The organism is Burkholderia multivorans ATCC BAA-247 (assembly GCF_000959525.1).
In the GTDB taxonomy this organism is placed as follows: domain Bacteria; phylum Pseudomonadota; class Gammaproteobacteria; order Burkholderiales; family Burkholderiaceae; genus Burkholderia; species Burkholderia multivorans.
The window spans coordinates 117,990-134,746 of sequence record NZ_CP009830.1; the positions used below are offsets into that span (position 1 = coordinate 117,990).

Annotated in this window: 18 protein-coding genes; 8 read left to right on the top strand and 10 right to left on the bottom strand. The window is 64.7% G+C overall.

All coding sequences use genetic code 11. The annotated features are described in order from the left end of the window. Positions 1–71: 71 nt before the first annotated feature. Positions 72–1,016 (bottom strand): alpha/beta fold hydrolase, encoded by a 945-nt coding sequence (locus NP80_RS00530; protein ID WP_006405455.1) that lies wholly within the window; start codon positions 1,014–1,016, stop codon positions 72–74. Positions 1,017–1,102: 86 nt separating this feature from the next. Here NP80_RS00530 and NP80_RS00535 point away from each other — a divergent pair, with 86 nt between their 5' ends. Beyond that, entirely contained in the window at positions 1,103–1,489 is a 387-nt protein-coding gene (locus tag NP80_RS00535; protein WP_006405456.1) for a MerR family transcriptional regulator, read from the top strand. Between the two features lie 44 nt (positions 1,490–1,533). On the opposite strand, the gene NP80_RS00540 is transcribed toward NP80_RS00535, so the two are convergent. The 8 genes from NP80_RS00540 to NP80_RS00575 form a co-directional block, all read right to left on the bottom strand. Continuing rightward, the gene (locus NP80_RS00540; RefSeq protein ID WP_006405457.1) at positions 1,534–2,241 is read right to left on the bottom strand and encodes a GntR family transcriptional regulator; all 708 of its coding nucleotides are present in this window, start codon (positions 2,239–2,241) and stop codon (positions 1,534–1,536) included. A gap of 11 nt (positions 2,242–2,252) precedes the next feature. Further along, entirely contained in the window at positions 2,253–3,359 is a 1,107-nt protein-coding gene (locus NP80_RS00545; protein WP_006405458.1) for an ABC transporter ATP-binding protein, read from the bottom strand. Positions 3,360–3,370: 11 nt separating this feature from the next. Next, positions 3,371–4,171, bottom strand: coding sequence for an ABC transporter permease (locus NP80_RS00550; RefSeq protein WP_006405459.1), 801 nt, complete (start codon positions 4,169–4,171; stop codon positions 3,371–3,373). Position 4,172: 1 nt separating this feature from the next. Beyond that, complete coding sequence (locus NP80_RS00555) at positions 4,173–5,057, bottom strand: ABC transporter permease (protein ID WP_006405460.1); 885 nt, start codon at positions 5,055–5,057, stop codon at positions 4,173–4,175. A gap of 140 nt (positions 5,058–5,197) precedes the next feature. Next, entirely contained in the window at positions 5,198–6,250 is a 1,053-nt protein-coding gene (locus NP80_RS00560) for an ABC transporter substrate-binding protein (protein ID WP_006405461.1), read from the bottom strand. 147 nt (positions 6,251–6,397) lie between these two features. Continuing rightward, positions 6,398–7,360, bottom strand: coding sequence for a flavin reductase (locus NP80_RS00565; RefSeq protein WP_006405462.1), 963 nt, complete (start codon positions 7,358–7,360; stop codon positions 6,398–6,400). Between the two features lie 188 nt (positions 7,361–7,548). Continuing rightward, positions 7,549–8,238 carry a GntR family transcriptional regulator gene (locus NP80_RS00570; protein ID WP_172488739.1) on the bottom strand — a complete coding sequence of 230 codons (690 nt, stop codon included), beginning with the start codon at positions 8,236–8,238 and terminating at the stop codon, positions 7,549–7,551. Positions 8,239–8,371: 133 nt separating this feature from the next. Beyond that, entirely contained in the window at positions 8,372–8,662 is a 291-nt protein-coding gene (locus NP80_RS00575; RefSeq protein ID WP_006405465.1) for a DUF1330 domain-containing protein, read from the bottom strand. Positions 8,663–8,772: 110 nt separating this feature from the next. On the opposite strand from NP80_RS00575, the gene NP80_RS00580 reads away from it, so the two are divergent. The 7 genes from NP80_RS00580 to NP80_RS00610 all read left to right on the top strand — a co-directional run bounded on the left by NP80_RS00580 (position 8,773) and on the right by NP80_RS00610 (position 15,546). Beyond that, positions 8,773–9,375, top strand: coding sequence for an amino acid synthesis family protein (locus tag NP80_RS00580; RefSeq protein ID WP_006405466.1), 603 nt, complete (start codon positions 8,773–8,775; stop codon positions 9,373–9,375). Then, entirely contained in the window at positions 9,344–10,162 is an 819-nt protein-coding gene (locus tag NP80_RS00585; protein ID WP_006405467.1) for an alpha/beta fold hydrolase, read from the top strand. Before NP80_RS00580 ends, NP80_RS00585 begins: the two co-directional genes overlap by 32 nt. 1 nt (position 10,163) lies before the next feature. Then, the gene (locus NP80_RS00590) at positions 10,164–11,099 is read left to right on the top strand and encodes a flavin reductase (RefSeq protein WP_006399291.1); all 936 of its coding nucleotides are present in this window, start codon (positions 10,164–10,166) and stop codon (positions 11,097–11,099) included. Positions 11,100–11,110: 11 nt separating this feature from the next. Next, the gene (locus NP80_RS00595; RefSeq protein ID WP_006405468.1) at positions 11,111–12,148 is read left to right on the top strand and encodes an LLM class flavin-dependent oxidoreductase; all 1,038 of its coding nucleotides are present in this window, start codon (positions 11,111–11,113) and stop codon (positions 12,146–12,148) included. A gap of 12 nt (positions 12,149–12,160) precedes the next feature. Then, the gene (locus NP80_RS00600; RefSeq protein WP_006405469.1) at positions 12,161–13,630 is read left to right on the top strand and encodes an aldehyde dehydrogenase; all 1,470 of its coding nucleotides are present in this window, start codon (positions 12,161–12,163) and stop codon (positions 13,628–13,630) included. A gap of 98 nt (positions 13,631–13,728) precedes the next feature. Then, the gene (locus NP80_RS00605) at positions 13,729–15,141 is read left to right on the top strand and encodes a purine-cytosine permease family protein (protein ID WP_006410034.1); all 1,413 of its coding nucleotides are present in this window, start codon (positions 13,729–13,731) and stop codon (positions 15,139–15,141) included. Between the two features lie 15 nt (positions 15,142–15,156). Then, a complete protein-coding gene (locus NP80_RS00610; protein ID WP_006405471.1) occupies positions 15,157–15,546 on the top strand; it encodes a carboxymuconolactone decarboxylase family protein in 390 nt (129 codons plus the stop codon). A gap of 276 nt (positions 15,547–15,822) precedes the next feature. On the opposite strand, the gene NP80_RS00615 is transcribed toward NP80_RS00610, so the two are convergent. Beyond that, positions 15,823–16,728, bottom strand: a complete 906-nt coding sequence (locus tag NP80_RS00615) for a LysR family transcriptional regulator (RefSeq protein ID WP_006405472.1) — start codon at positions 16,726–16,728, stop codon at positions 15,823–15,825. Positions 16,729–16,757 lie beyond the last annotated feature (29 nt).

Here is a 16,757-nt window from a genome sequence, read left to right on the forward strand (position 1 = left end):
GTACAACGAAGCGGAAAGGCGCAGGACCTTCGACGACGAGGTAGCGAACCGTCGGCCGAAAACATCCGACGTCACGTTCCATCCTTACCTCCCTGTAAAACGTCGCGGCCTTGCTGCGATGCCGACCTGACGAACGCGTCCAGATCGCGGTTGAAACGCTCGGGCTCCTCGATAAACGGCGCATGGCCGGCGTCCGCGTACACCTCACTTACGATGTGCGGATTCAGCGCGGCCGCGCGGGCGAGCGTCGCACGCGTGTCGACCAGTACGTCGCGACCTCCGTAGATGAAGAGCAGCGGTACGCGCGCCTTGGCGAGCCCCTGCGCGGCGAACACCGTCATGGTCGGCACTTCTCGCTGCATGTCCCACGATGCCATGGCGGCGTTCGCGAGCAGCCGCGCGAACGTGTCGGCGTCGGGCCGATGATTGAAACAAAGGCCGACGAAGGTGCGCTCGCCGTCCAGATGCGTCTGCAGATCGGCCGAATTCATGTCGCGATAAACGTCGGGGTGTGCGACGATCTGACCGGGCGCGAGCTCGACCACGCCGTCGACATACACGGCACCCGCGATCCCGCTATCGCCATATTTCGCGAGATAGTTCGAGATCACCACGCCGCCGAGCGACCAGCCGACCACGACGGGCTTGCGCGCATGCGAGCCGCGGATTACCGCTGCGAGGTCGTCGGCCCAGCGGTTCCCGTCGTGATAGGGCTCCGGGCCGGGCGGCTTGCCGGACAGACCGTGGCCGCGCAGATCATAGGTAATGATCCGGTATTGGCTCAATTCGCGACTTCGCACCTGCGCATCCCAGTTCAGGCGGCTGCCAAGCAGTCCATGCACCAGAATGATCGGCGGGCCGCCCGGATTACCGCTTTCCTGAACGGCGATCCTTACCCCGTCCGCCGATGTCACCGTATAGCTGTTCGGTGCGGCAAACGCGTCGGGGGCGGACGCAAGCAGCGTAACCGCCGAGAGCGCGGAAATCAAAAGGTGAGAGAACGTCCGTAAGCTCATTGTCTTGCCTGGGAGAGTGTCGGTACGCTTACTCTCAACCCTTACACTGATGTGAGAGTCAAGCGAATCGTGCTACGCTGCTTTGCATGAAAAACACGCCTTCCCTGCAGCTGCTGGCGATCGGACAACTTTCGCAACTCACTGGCGCCAGCGTGCGGTCGATCCGCCACTACGACGAACATGGTCTGCTCGCTTCGGTACGTGCGAGCAATGGCTATCGCATGTTTCCCGAGAAGGCCGTCACGCAGGTCAAGCAGATTCAGCGCATGATCGCGACCGGATTCACCATCGACGATATTCGCGGTTTCCCCGACTGCATGCTTCTGATCGAGGGTGCCCGTTCTTGCGATCAGATCACCGACGTTCAGCGGGCAAGGCTCGAGGCGATCGAGCGTCAGATCGCCGATTTGGAAAAGCGTCGGGCGCGCCTTCTCAAGACCTTGAACGAAGGGGTGATTCCGCCGGTCGATTGATGCGGCGTGGCAATGGCCACGGCCGCGACGCTGCACCCTGCGCGCTACCCGGCCTGGCGCCACGCAGCGCTCTCGCGGCCATGCGTCAGCAGCTTGCGCGCAATCTCGGCCACGCGTGCCACATGCGCGACGGCTGCGTCGCGTGCCGCCCTCCCGTCGCCGGCCGCGATCCCGGCGAGAATCTCGCGCATTTCTTCGACCGCCTGCTGACCGCGATCGTCGGAAGCAATCGTCAGTGCACGCAGCCGATTGATGCGAGCGATCAACGTCTGCACGATCTCCCACGCAACGTGCTTTTTACCGGCGATGAACATGCGCTCGTAGAACGCCGACGTCAGCGCCTTCACCGCGTGATGATCCTGCGTATCGAACGCGTGCCGGATCCGGTCGATGCACGTCGAAAGATCTGCGACGAGCGACGCATCGGCATGCTCCGCGCAGGCCATCGCGGCCTCGCCCTCGAGCAAGGCGCGGATCTCGTAGATCTCGGCGGCCGTGTCGAAGTCGAGGACCGCGACGATGGGCCCCTGGTTCGGGACCGAGTCGACGAGGCCCTCCGTTTCCAGATGGCGCAGGACCTCGCGCACGACGGTCCGGCTTACGCCCAGGATCTCGCACAGTGAGCGTTCGACGAGCCGTTCGCCCGGCTGGAAATGCGCGTCGAGGATCGCGGTGCGCATCTTCTCGAGCGCGAGCTCCCGCAGCGTGGCAGTAGGCCGCTCGACTTTCAGTGACGGCAGTGCGTGACGCATGGCCGTTGCCGTCACGCTTGCGCGAACAGGCGCGCGTCGCGCGCATCCCACTCGACGAGCGCCTGTGCGCCGATCACGATGCCGTTGCCGTGTCGATGGGCGGCCGGCGTGCGGATCGAGATTTCCTGCTGCCACGGTGTCGCGACCGCGTAGTGCATCGCATCGCCGAGATAGGTGATGTCGCGCACCGTGACGGGAAGACCCGCGCCGACGGCCGACGCAGTTGCCGCGCCCACGTATTGCACCGGGCGGATGCGTATCTGTTCCGGACGAATCATCAGCGTGCCATCGTCGCCGGCAGCGAGCGAGGGATGGAACGCGTCCGAGGCCGTTTCGATACCGTTGGGAAACACGCCGCCCATGCGACCGTCGCGTGTCTTCGTCACCTTGACCGGCAGGAAATTCGAGTTGCCGATAAAGCTCGCGACGAAGCGCGACGCGGGATTCGCATACAGTTCCTCGCCCGTGCCCACCTGCTCGATCCGCCCCTGGTTGAACACGGCGATACGGTCGGACAACCGCAGCGCCTCCTCCTGGTCGTGCGTGACGTAAAGGATCGTCACACCGGTCTCCTGGTGAATGCGGCGCAGTTCGAGCTGGATTTCCTCGCGCAGCTTCTTGTCGAGCGCGGACAGCGGCTCGTCCATCAGCAGCACGGGCGGATCGTAGGCCAGCGCACGCGCGATCGCGACGCGCTGCTGCTGGCCGCCGGAGAGTTGCGCAGGCATCCGGTCACGGCATTCGGACAGATGTACGAGCTTCAGCATCTGCTCCACTTTGGCGCGGACTTCCGCGTCGGGCCGGCGCCGCACGCGCAGCGGGAACGCGACGTTCTCGCCCACGCTCAGGTGTGGAAACAGCGTATAGCGCTGAAACACCATCCCGATGTTGCGCTGGTTCGGCGCAACCGAAAGCAGCGACTTGCCGTCGAGCAGCACGCGTCCGTCGGTCGGCTCCTGAAAGCCCGCGACGATATAAAGCGTGGTGCTCTTGCCCGAACCCGACGGCCCGAGGAAGGTCATGAATTCGCCCTTGCGCACGTCGAGCGACACGTGGTCGATCGCAACGACGTCATCGTAGGTCTTGCGCAGGCGCTGGATTTGCAGGAAAGCAGTCATGGCGTAGTACCTCAGTGAGCGCGTGCGCGGCGCACCACGGCGCCCGCCAGCATCAATACGGTCGTCAGTCCGACGAGCAGCGACGACGCGGCCGCGACGACGGGCGTCAGGTCTTGCCGCAGCGTTGCCCAGATCCGCACGGGCAACGTCTGCAGCGTCGGGCTCGACATGAAGATCGACACCACGACTTCATCCCACGACGCGAGAAACGCGAAGACCGCGGCAGCAAACAGGCCGAGCCGGATGGCAGGCAGCGTGACGCGCAGCTTCACCGTGAGCGGCGATGCGCCGCAGATCAGCGCGGCGTCTTCCAGCGCCGTGTCGAAGCTCAAGAGCGAATTGCTGATCGAGATGATCGAAAACGGCAGCGCGATGATCAGGTGACCGATCACGAAGCCGGTCATCGTGCCGTTGAGCCCGATACGCAGAAAGAATGCATAGAGCGCAACGGCGAGCACGACGACGGGTAGCACCATCGGTGTCAGGAAGAAGCCGCGCACCGCCTCGCGGCCGCGGAACCTGCCCCGCACGAGCGCCAGCGAGGCAAGAAAGCCGATCGCGACGGACAGCATCGTCACGATAATCGCCAGCTTCGCGCTGGTCAGCAGCGAGTCGATCCAGCCGGCGTCGGTAAACAGCTGCCGATACCATTCGAGCGTCCAGCCCGGCGGCGGGAAAATGAGCCACTGCGAATCGCCGAACGACAACGCGACGATAAACACGATCGGCAACAGCAGGAACAGTGCGACGGCCGCGCCCACGGCCACCAGAATCCAGCGCAGCGCGCCGAGGCGATCGAAATCGAGCAACATGTCAGCGGCCTCCGGCGGCGGCGCGTGCGCTGCCCGTGAAGCGCAGCTGCAACGCATAGAGCGCGAGCGTGACGGCAAGCAGCACGAAGGCCGCGGCGCCGGCGAGCCCCCAGTTCAGCAGCTCCTGCACGAGTTGCGCGATCAGTTCGGCCAGCATCATGTACGACGGCCCGCCGAGCAGCGTCGGCGTGACGAAGTAGCCGAGCGCCATGACGAACACCATCAGCGCACCGGACGCCACGCCCGGCATCGCGAGCGGCACGAGGATGCGCCAGAACGCCTGCCAACGGCTCGCACCGCACACCGCGGCCGCGCGCAGCGTCGACGGGTCGATGCCGCGCAGCGTCGCATGCAGCGGCATCACGAGAAACGGCAGCATGATGTAGGTCATGCCGATCGTCACGCCGGTCAAATTGTTGACGAGCGACAGCGGCTCGCGGATCACGCCGAGCGCCATCAGCGCGCGGTTGATCGGCCCCGTTCCCTGCAGCAGCACCATCCACGCGAACGTGCGCGCGAGCAGGTTCGTCCACATCGACAACAGCAGGATCGCGAACAGCACCGAACTGAGCTTGCGCGGAGCGATGGCGAGCAGCCACGCCATCGGAAAGCCGACGGTCAGCGTGACGAGCGTCACGACCGTCGCGACGATGAACGTATTGCCGAACACGCGCACGTACGTCGTCGAGCCGAGTAGCTGCGCGTAGTTGTGCAGCCCTGGCGCCGGCTCGAGCACACTGCGCAACAGCAGCGACAGCACGGGCAGCAGGAAAAAGATCACGAGCAGCAGCATCGCGGGTGCCAGCAGCCGCACGCTGCGCCAGTCGCGCCGCTTGCGCGGCGGTGTCGCGGCAGGATGCGCGACGGTACTCAATACGTTTGGCATGGTGTCTCCTTTGTCGGCCAGCGCCGGCACTTCAGTGCCTGTTGCCACTGGCCCCATGCAGGTTCGTTGCGCTACCGGGCGGTTCCGTCCAGTTCGGCCTCCTGAACGGCGTTCAGGTCGGTACAACGCCACGCGCCGGCTTACTTCGACTGCCACGCGTACCAGCGCTTCGCGATCGCATCGCGGTTCTCGGCCCAGTACTTCATGTCGAGATTGATCTGCGAATTCTTGTATTGGTCGGGCAGTGCTTTCGCGATCGCCGGCGGCATCAGCGCCGCCGACTTCACGTTGATCGGTGCATAGCCGGTATTGGCGGCGAACTTGGCTTGGGCCTCCGCGCTCGTTGCGGCGGCCAGGAACTTCATTGCCGCGTCGCGATGCTTGGCGCCCTTCGGAATCACAAGCATGTCGGCCGCGGTCAGGTTCTGATTCCACGACATGCCGACCGGTACGCCCGTCTGCGCGAGCGCATGCAGACGGCCGTTCCAGAACATGCCGATCGGCGCTTCGCCCGATGCGAGCAACTGCTGCGATTGCGCGCCGCCGCTCCACCAGACGATATCGCTCTTGATCGAATCGAGCTTCTTGAACGCGCGGTCGAGATCGAGCGGATACAGCTTGTTCGGCGCGACGCCGTCGGCGAGCAGTGCGATCTCGAGCACGCCCGGCGCCGACCACTTGTAAAGCGTACGCTTGCCCGGGAAACGCTTCGTGTCGAACAGATCGACCCAGTTCTGCGGCTGCGCCCCCGTGTACTTCGCCTTGTTGTAGCCGAGCACGAACGAATAATAGAAACTGCCCACGGCAGACGGCGTCGCGAAGCGCGGGTCGAGGTCGGCCTTCTTCACCACGGAATAGTCGATCGGCTCGATCAGTCCGGCCTTTTCCGCCGCATACGCGAAGTCGCCTTCGACGTCGACGACGTCCCAGCTGACGTTGCCGCTTTCGACCATCGCCTTGAGCTTGCCGTAGTCGGTCGGTCCGTCCATCAGCACCTTGATGCCGCTCGCCTGCGTGAACGGCTGCGCCCAGTCCTTCTGCTGCGACGATTGGGTCGTCCCGCCCCAGCTCGTGAACACGATCGGGTCCGCAGCGACCGCCGGTGCGGCGCAAAGAACGGCCAACGGTGCGATACAGGCAAGCTGCGATGCCAGACGCGGTGCTGCGAAACGCGGGATGCTTCTGCTGCTCATGGTCTCTCTCCAGATGAAACGGGTGCGGCTTGCGGCCACCGGAACGGCAGCCCTCCGAATACGCGTGCTCGGTCCGGCAGCGCCCGCCGCGCCGGCTGCTCGATCGCCTCGTTCGTCACTGCGGCGCATCGCGCGCCGCCGATGCCGTTACGCGGCAGCCAGCGGCTGGACCGTACCGGCCTCCGTGTCGCCGACGTAGATTCCATATGCGTCCTGCCTGCGTTCGCGCACGTAGCGCTCGAGCATCGAGCGCACGGCGGTATCGGCGATTTCGTCCCAAGGAACTTGCCACAGCGGCACGATGCGAATACTGCTGTCGAACCACGGCGAACCGGTGGGCATCACGCGGCCGCGGTAATAGATGTGCACGCCCGGCTCGCGGCCGCCGGCCGATTCGAAGACGGCGAACAGGAAGTCGAGATGCGCGTTGAGCCCGAGCTTCGTCAGCACACCGCGCAGGCTCGCCGCGTCGCTCGCCGGTTCGAGCCGGCTGCCGGTCGGCAGGCGCAGGCCGTGCGGCGTATCGACGAGCACCAGCCCGTCGCGATGTTCGAGAATCGCGCCCACCCGTGCGCACCCCGCCGCGGACAACGCGTCCTGCGACAGGCTGAAGTTCACGTATGCGCCGCGGCAATAGCCGAGCGGCGACGCGCTCGTCTGCGCGAAGTCGACCACGCGTCCGATCAGAATGATGTGGTCCCCCGCGTCGACCACGTCGTGCGTCACGCAGTCGAAGCTCGCGGCCGCATCCCGGATCACCGGGGCACCCGTTTTGCGCGTATCCCACGGTACTCGGGCGAATTTGTCCTGTGCTTTCGAGGCGAACACGCCGGACACGTCGGCCTGGTTCTCCGCCAGCACGCTCACCGCAAAACGCTGCGTGGCCGAGAACACCGGATGGCTCGACGCCGTCTTCGAGATGCACACGAGAATCAAGGGCGGATCGAGCGACACCGACGTGAACGAGTTGGCGGTGAAGCCGCGCGGCGAACCGTCGGGCTGGATCGTCGTGACGACCGTCACGCCGGTGACGAATGCACCGAGGGCGCGGCGAAAGCCGGACGTGTCGAATGGCTGCTGCTCGATCGGCTCGGTTATCGACTCGGTCATGGCGTCCTCCCGGGATGGCTGTGCTGCTTGATGAGATTATGGTATGCCATCTTATGGGCTACAACAATGGACGCTGTATTATGGAATACCATGAGTCGAATCGGCACACAAAACAAAAGGCCGCCGGCAAGTTTGCCGACGGCCTTTCGTGGTGAATCGCGCGTATCGACGCCCGCGCCGGCGTGTCGTCAACGGTCGTCGACGGCCTCGTCCTGCTGCTGCGCGAGCGCGGACTGCGCCAGCTCGGAAACGCGCTTGATGTGCGCCGCCGACGCCGCCGCGGCCGCGTCGCCATCGCGCCGCTCGATCGCGTCGAGCAGGCGGTTCATCTCCGTATTGGAATCGCTGCCGCGCCCCGGCATTGCGATGGTCAGCGCACGCAGCCGATTGATGCGCGCATTCAGCGTCTTAACGACCGTCAGCGACACGTGTTTGCCCGCCGCCTCGAACAGCGCTTCATAGAAGCGTTCGGTGTATTCGAGCACGCGCGGCAGATCTTCCTTCTCGAACGCATCCTCGATCACCGCGCGAATTTCGCGCAGTCGCTGCACGACTTCGGGCGTCGCGCCCTCCGCGCACGCGCGCGCCGCATTGGCTTCGAGCAGCCCGCGCAGTTCGTAAATCTCGCCGACCTGCCCCGGATCGAGCCGCGCGACCACCGGCCCCTGCCGCGACACGGTCTCGACCAGCCCTTCCGTCTCGAGATGCCGCAGCACCTCGCGCACCACCGTGCGACTCACGCCGAGTTCGTCGCAGAGCGTGCGTTCGACGAGCCGCGCGCCCGGTCGGAAATAACCCTGCACGATCGCGCCACGCAGCTTGTCGAGCGTCAGTTCGCGCAGGGTCTTGGCATTGCGGTCGATTTTCAGGTCTTGCATGGACGGCACTCTGGAAACGAAATGGGCCTGCCGCCAGCCCAAAAGGCGGCGGCCGACATGGAATGCCATATTATGACCTAACTGTCATCGAGCTTTCCATCCCGCCGGCAGCGTGCCCGGCGACGCCGCCGTTTCAGTCCTCCAGCCCCTCGACGATCGAGATCTGCGCGCGGCAATGTCCATCCCGCTTCGCCTTCGCCGTCTGGTATTCGGCCGAGTGATAACACGCGAGCGCGGCGTCCATATCGGGAAAGCGGATCACGACGTGGCGCTCGAACGCCTCGCCCTCGAGCGTCTGCGACGCGCCGCCGCGCGCGAGAAATACGGCGCCGAACTTCTTGAACGCCTGCGGCGCGAGATCCGTGTAGTCCTTGTACTTCACGGGATCCAGCACCTGCACGTGGGCAATCCAGTACGCACTCATTTTTCACCTCCGCTTTCGCGCAATTTCGAGACACGGGTTAACACTCATGGCATGCCGTAACATGGTATACCACAATGAATCCGACAATCAACGCATGAAAGGAAGGTGCCATGAGCCTGATTCGGAAATCCGTCCTCCACGTCGAAACGCTGTACGTGGATGGCGACAAGGTGGCTGCGAAACCGCTGAAGATGATCGGCGCGGCCGCGGTGATCAAGAACCCGTGGGTGGGCCGCGGATACGTCGAGGACCTGTCGCCGGAGATCCGCAGGCTCGCGCCGCAACTGAGCGAACACCTGACGAAGCTGATCCTCGACGAAGCCGGTTCGGGCGAGGCCGTCGAAGCGTTCGGCAAGAGTGCGATCGTCGGTCTCGACGGCGAGATCGAGCACGCATCCGCGCTGATCCACACGCTGCATTTCGGCAATACGTATCGGACGGCCGTCGGCGCGAAGTCGTATCTCGCGTTCAACAACACGCGCGGCCCGGCCAACGCGCCGCTGCTGATTCCGATGATGGACAAGAACGACGAAGGCCGCCGTTCGCACTACCTGACGCTCCAGTTTGCGATTCCGGACGCGCCGGCCGCCGACGAACTCGTCATTGCCCTCGGCGCGGCCACCGCCGGCCGGCCGCATCACCGCATCGGCGACCGCTACAAAGATCTCGCAGAGCTCGGAAATGACGTCAAGAACCCTGCCGCTGTCAAATAAGCGCGTCGCCCACTATCTCGACCAGGGCGCGGGCGAACCGCTGGTGCTGATTCATGGGGTCGGCATGCAGGCGAGCGCGTGGTATCCGCAGATCGACGACCTGTCGCGCGACTTTCGCGTGATCTCCGTCGACATGCCGGGCCACGGGAGAAGCGATCCGCTCGACACCGGCGCCGAGCTGCCGCAGTTCGTGCAGTGGGCGGCAGAGTTCATCGAAGCGCTGAAGGTCGGCCCCGTCAACCTGGCCGGCCATTCGATGGGCTCGCTGATCGCGGCCGGCGTCGCCGTGACGCGACCGGATCTCGTCAAGCGCGTGGCAGTCCTGAACGGCGTGTACCGCCGAACCGAGCAGGCGCGCGAAGCCGTGCTGCAACGCGCCGCCGAACTGCGGTCGGGCACCATCGACGTCGATACGCCGCTCAAGCGCTGGTTCAACGCGGAAGAAGCGCAGCAGGCCGCCGCACGGAAGGTGCAATCGTGGCTGCAGTCGGTCGACCTCGTCGGTTATGCGACCGCGTACCACGCCTTCGCGAACGGCGACGAGGTGTATGCGGACGCCTGGCACCGGATCGCCTGCCCCGCCCTCGTGCTCACCGGCTCGGACGATCCGAATTCGACGCCCGAGATGGCGCGACAGATGGCGCAAGCCGCACAGGATGGCAAGGCCGTCGTGATCGAGAACGAGCGCCACATGGTCAACCTGACCGCGCCCGACACGGTCAATCGCGCGCTGCGTGCGTGGCTGCAGACCGTGCCGCAGGCGGAAACCCTGAAATCGGAAGTGTGACATGAGCCAAGCAATCAGCCAGGAAGCCTCGACGATCAACACCCGGGAGCTGCGCGATGCGTTCGGCGCGTTCATGACGGGCGTGACGATCGTCACGACTGCGCGCGACGATGGCCAGCCGCTCGGCTTCACCGCGAACTCGTTCTCGTCGGTGTCGCTGGATCCGGCACTGCTGCTCGTCAGCATCGCGAAGACGTCGAGCAATTTCCAGACGTTTTCCACGGCCGGCCACTTTGCGATCAACATCCTCGCGGAAGGGCAAACGGAGCTGTCGAACAGGTTCGCGCGCCCGAGCGAGAACCGCTTCGCGAACGTCGGCTGGCATCTGAGCGCACATCGTAATCCGCTGATCGACGACGTCAGCGCGTGGTTCGACTGCACGACGCACGAGGTGATCGATGCGGGCGATCACGCAATCATCATCGGCAAGGTCGAGGCGTTTCATTCGGCAGGCTATGCGGGGCTCGGTTACTACCGCGGCGGGTATTTCACGCCGGCGAAGCTGTCGACCGAAGTCATTGCAGGCCCGAAGGTCGTCGTCAGCGCGATCATCGCGCGCGACGACAAGGTGCTCATGATCCGCACCGCCGAGGGCAAGTGGACACTGCCCGCGAAGGAGATCGGCCGTGAAGGCGCCGACAAGGCGCTCGCCGAACTTTTCCGGCAATACCAGCCGGACGCATCGGCAAGCTTTATCTACTCGGTCTACAACAATACCGAGACACACTACCAGTACATCTCGTTCCTCTGCAGCGCACCGGACGAAGCGGCGGCCGCCGGCGAATTCGTGAGCCTCGACGATCTCGACGCGGACGCGTTCCAGGACAGCGCGCTCGCCAGCATGCTCGAACGCTATCGCAAGGAGAGCCAGCTGAAGAGTTACGGCCTGTACTTCGGCGATCACAGCACCGGCACCGTCCGTCCGCTTCTTTCCTGAAAGGTCCCATCATGCGTTTTTCGCTTTTCGTTCACATGGAGCGCGTCTCCGACCAGACCAGCCAAAAGCAGCTGTACGACGAGATGGTCGAGCTGTGCCAGATCGCCGACCGCGGCGGCATGCACGCCGTCTGGACCGGCGAGCACCACGGCATGGATTTCACGATCGCGCCGAACCCGTTCATCAACCTCGCCGATCTCGCGAACAAGACGAAGCGCGTACGGCTCGGCACGGGCACGGTCGTCGCGCCGTTCTGGCATCCGATCAAGCTCGCCGGCGAAGCCGCGATGACGGACATCATCTCGGGCGGGCGCCTCGAGCTCGGCATCGCGCGCGGCGCCTACTCGTTCGAATATGAGCGCCTGATGCCGGGTCTCGACGCGTGGAGCGCAGGCCAGCGCATGCGCGAGCTGATTCCGGCCGTGAAGAAGCTGTGGGAAGGCAACTACGCGCACGACGGCGAATTCTGGAAGTTCCCGTCGACCACATCGTCGCCGCTGCCGCTGCAGCAACCGCATCCGCCGATCTGGGTCGCCGCGCGCGATCCGAACAGCCACGAGTTCGCGGTGGCCAACGGCTGCAACGTGCAGGTCACACCGCTGCATCTCGGCGACGACGAAGTCGAGAAGCTCGTCGGCCATTTCAACGCCGCGTGTGCGAAGTACAGCGACGTGCCGCGTCCGCAGATCATGCTGCTGCGTCACACCTATGTCGCGAGCAACGAGGACGACGCGCAGCGAGCCGCCGACGAAATCAACGTGTTCTACAACTACTTCGGCGCGTGGTTCAAGAACGAACGTCCGGTCAGTCGCGGGATGATCCAGCCGCTGAGCCGCGAGGAAATCGCCGCGCATCCGTTCTACACGCCCGAAGCGATGCGCCGGAACAACGTGATCGGCACGCCGGCGGAAGTGATCGAACGTCTGAAGACCTATGAGGCGCTCGGCTTCGACGAGTACTCGTTCTGGATCGACACGGGCATGCCGTTCGAACGCAAGAAGGCGTCGCTCGAGCGGATGATCCGCGACGTGATGCCGGCGTTCCGGTAAGGGGACGATGTCATGAATGCACATTTTCAGCTGTATATCGACGGGCAGTTCGAGCCCGGCGCCGCCACCTTCGGCAGCATCGACCCGGCAACCGGCGCCGTGTGGGCGCAGATGCCGGAAGCCCGCACGGACGAAGTGAATCGCGCGGTCGCGGCGGCCCGCCGTGCACTGACCGATCGCGCCTGGGCAGGCCTGACCGCGTCGGCGCGCGGCAAACTGCTGTACCGGCTCGCGGACCTCGTCGAACAGGCTGCACCGCGGCTCGCCGAAATCGAAACGAAAGACACCGGCAAGATCATCCGCGAAACGTCGAGCCAGATCGCATACGTTGCCGAGTATTACCGCTACTACGCCGGCATCGCCGACAAGCTCGAGGGCAGCAGCATCCCCGTCGACAAGCCCGACATGCAGGTATGGCTCGAGCGGCAGCCGGTCGGCGTGGTCGCCGCGATCGTGCCGTGGAACAGCCAGCTGTTCCTGTCCGCGGTCAAGCTCGGCCCCGCACTCGCCGCGGGCTGCACCGTCGTGCTGAAGGCATCCGAGGAAGCACCGGGACCGCTGCTCGAGTTCGCGCGCATCGTGCACGAGGCCGGCTTCCCGCCCGGTGTCGTCAACGTCGTCACCGGCTTCGGCCCGGAATGCGGTGCGGTGCTGAGCAGCCATCCCGATGTGGACAAGGTCGCGTTCACCGGCGGCCCCGAGACCGCGCGCCACATCGTGCGCAATACGGCCGATAACCTCGCGAAGGTGTCGCTCGAACTCGGCGGCAAGTCGCCGTTCATCGTGTTCGCCGATACCGACATCCAGAGCGCCGTGAATGCGCAGGTTGCGGCCATCTTCGCAGCGAGCGGCCAGAGCTGCGTCGCGGGTTCGCGCCTGCTGATCGAGGCTTCGGTCAAGGATCGATTCCTCGCGATGCTCGTGGAACGCGTATCGCGGATTCGCATCGGTTCCCCCGGCGAGCGGGAAACCGAATACGGCCCGCTGTGTACCGAGCGACAGCTTCGCCACATCGAGACGGTCGTCGAGCGCTCGGTGCGTCAGGGCGCGACCGTGCTCGCCGGCGGAAAGAAGCTGGCACGCGACGGGTATTACTACGCGCCGACGATCCTCGACTGCACCGGCGTCGCGCACGCCGACAGCATCACGACCGAATTGTTCGGGCCGGTGCTGTCGGTCGACACGTTCGAATCCGAGCAGGAAGCGATCGACAAGGCGAACGGCACCGCATATGGCCTCGCGGCCGGCATCTTCACGACCAATCTCACGCGGGCTCACCGCGTGTCGAAGCGCGTGCGCACCGGCATCGTGTGGATCAACACGTATCGGGCCGTGTCGCCGCTCGTGCCGTTCGGCGGCTTCGGGCTATCCGGACACGGCCGCGAAGGCGGGCTGAGCGCCGCGCTCGAATACACGACCACGAAGTCCGTATGGCTGCGCACGTCGGACGATCCGATCGGCGACCCGTTCGTGATGCGCTGAGCGGCGATCCGATCGCCTGCCGTATCGATTCATAAGCGACGGAGACCAGGCTGCGCCCGCGCGGCGCCGCTTGGTCCGGCAATAACGATGGAGACAGCATGACAAAGCAGGACAGCGACGGCGGCGTTCTCGCCATCGAAAGCAACTCGATCGAATATGTTCCGTCGGAGGCCCGCCACGGCAAGCCGGCCGATCTCTTCACCCTGTGGTTCTGCACGAACGTCGCACCGCTGGCCGTGATCTCGGGCGCCACGTCGGTGCTGGTGTTTCATCTCGACCTGGTCAGCGCGATTCTCGCGATCGTGGCCGGGCAATTCTTCGGCGCGATCTTTCACGCGCTCACTTCCGCGCAAGGGCCGCTCGTCGGCGTACCGCAGATGATCCAGAGCCGCGCCCAGTTCGGCCGCTACGGCTCGCTGCTCGTGGTCGGGTTCACCACGCTGATCTACCTCGGCTTCTTCGTATCGAACATCATTCTGGCGGGCAAAACGCTGCACACCGCCATGCCCGCGATACCCGTACCCGCCGCGACCGTCGTCGGTGCGGTGCTTGCGACGCTGGTGGGCGTGATCGGCTGCCACTTCATTCATCGCTTCAACAAGATCGGTGCGTGGTTCATGGGCGGCGCGCTGCTGATCGGCATCGCGCTGATGGCGCCGGGGCTCGACGCGCAGATCTTCGAGCGAGGGCATTTCGATTCCACGAACTGGTTCGCGATGTTCGGGCTGTGCGCGATCTGGCAGATCAGCTTCGCGCCCTATACGTCCGACTATTCTCGCTATCTGCCGGCCTCCGCCGGATTCGGGAAGACGTTTGCGTATACCTATTTCGGTACATCGCTAGGCACGATCTTCGCGTTCCTGTTCGGTGTGCTCGCAGTCAGCACCGGACATTCGTCCGACGCGATGCAGGCCGTCCGCGAGCAGACCGGCGCGTTCGGCTACGTGCTGATCCTCCTGTTTCTCGTCAACATCATCGGCCACAACGGAATGAATCTGTACGGCGCAGTGCTGTCGTTCATCACCGCCGCGCAGACGTTCCGCCCGCACTGGGTGCCGGGGCGCAAGGTGCGCGTCGCCGTGTCGGCGGTGCTGCTGGTGGCGTCCACCGCGATCGCCCTGTGGGCGTCGAGCAACTTCATCGCGATCTTTCTGAACGCGATCTTCGCGCTGCGCATCGTGCTCGCGCCATGGATCGCGATCAACCTGATCGACTTCTACCTCGTCAACAACCGGCACTACCGCGTCGCGGAGATCATCAGCAGCAATGGCGGCATGTACGGCGCGTTCAACGCCAAGACCACCGCGATCTACGTGTTCGGGATTGCGGTGCAGGTTCCGTTCATGCAAGAGAGCTTCTTCCGCGGCCCGTGGGCGTCGATTCTGGGTGGCGTCGACGTCTCGTGGATGGTCGGCCTCGTCGTCACCGCGCTGGTGTGCTACCTGTTCGCGTCGCGGGACGGCTCGCGTTCGCGGAGCCGGTGTCCGGCCGGCGCCGGCGCTCTGGATTAACAATGGAGATCGATCATGAATGAAGACGAGGCGCTGTTTCAGAAAGGCTTGCCGATCCGCCGTGAAGTGCTCGGCCCCGAATACGTCGATGCATCGATGGAAAAGGCGGACGCCTTCATGATGGCGTTCCAGCGCGCCACCACCGCATGGGCGTGGGGATGGGCATGGGGCGACGACACGCTCGACCGCAAAACGCGCAGTCTGCTCAACCTCGCGATGCTGACTGCCGGCGGCCATACGAACGAACTCAAGCTGCACGTGAAGGGGGCGCTCAACAACGGCGTAAGCGTCGACGAAATCAAGGCGACATTGCTGCACGCGACCGCTTATTCGGGCATTCCGCACGGGCTCAGCGCGTTCAAGGCCGCACACGAGGTGCTGGTGTCCGAAGGGGCATTGAAATAAGCGCAGCGCCGGAGAAGCGAGTGGCATCGCGGCCTGGGTCGACGGACTGAATAACCGCGATCGGCCTACAGCGCGGGGCGCTGTGTCGACCGTTTCCCTCGCTTCTCTCCATTTGCGATCGGGTGTAACCGACGACCGTTGCGGCTGCAGCTTCGACGCGCCATACCGACGATCTTCCTGCGGCGCGACGCAAACCGAGAGCACAACCTGCCCGCTACCATTCCGTCATCCATCGGCCCGGCCATTCCGCCGTTTAACCGCTCGCGCCGCGCATCGCTAACTTCTATCCAGAAACAAATCCGCCACCACCGACCGCAACCAGCGATTACCGGCCTCGTGGTGGTATTTCGCATGCCAATGCTGACGCACCGCAAACTTGTCGACCGGAAACGGGCAGGGATGAACCGCGATCCCGTTCACGCGCGCCAGCGTCTCCCCGATGTTTCTCGGCAGCGTCGCAATCAGATCGGTCGACTGGATGATCGACCCAAGCCCGAGCATACCCGGCAGCTCGAGCACGACGTCGCGGTCGATGTTCTCGCGCAGCAGCGCCTGCTCCAGCAATTGCGCACCCGTGCCGGCCGCGATGATCACGTGTCCTTCGCGGCGGTATTGCTTGAGCGTCAGCTTCGCGCGCACGCGCGGATGATCGGGATTGGCGAGACAAACCCAATCCTGCATGTAGAGCTGCTGCTGGTACATGCCGCTGCCGAGCCACGGCACATACCCGATCGCGAGATCCGCCTCGCCCGATTCCAGCGCGCGCTCCGTGTTCCCGTCGATTCTCGCCGCTTCGAGTCGAATGCCCGGCGCCTGCGCGCGCACATGCGCGAGCATTTTCGGCAGCAGCGTGATGTGACTCGCATCCGTCATGCAGATCCGGAAGCGCCGCTTGGCCGTGGCAGGATCGAACGAGATTTCCCATGCCGAAAACCGCCGCAGCGACTCCAGGATTTCCCGGCATGGGCCGATCAACGCGTCTGCCTGAGGCGTCGGCGTCATCCCGGCGGGCGTACGCACGAACAACGGATCCTGCAGATGTTCGCGCAGCCGCCCCAGCCAGATGCTGATCGTCGGCTGGCTCTGCCCGAGCTGCTCCGCCGCCCGCGTCACGCTGCGCACGTCATACAGCAAGTCGAAAAGCTGAAGCAGCTTGAGATCCGGCAGCTCGGCAGTGCCCATGGCTTCATTGTGTTTCGCAATGTCGCCAT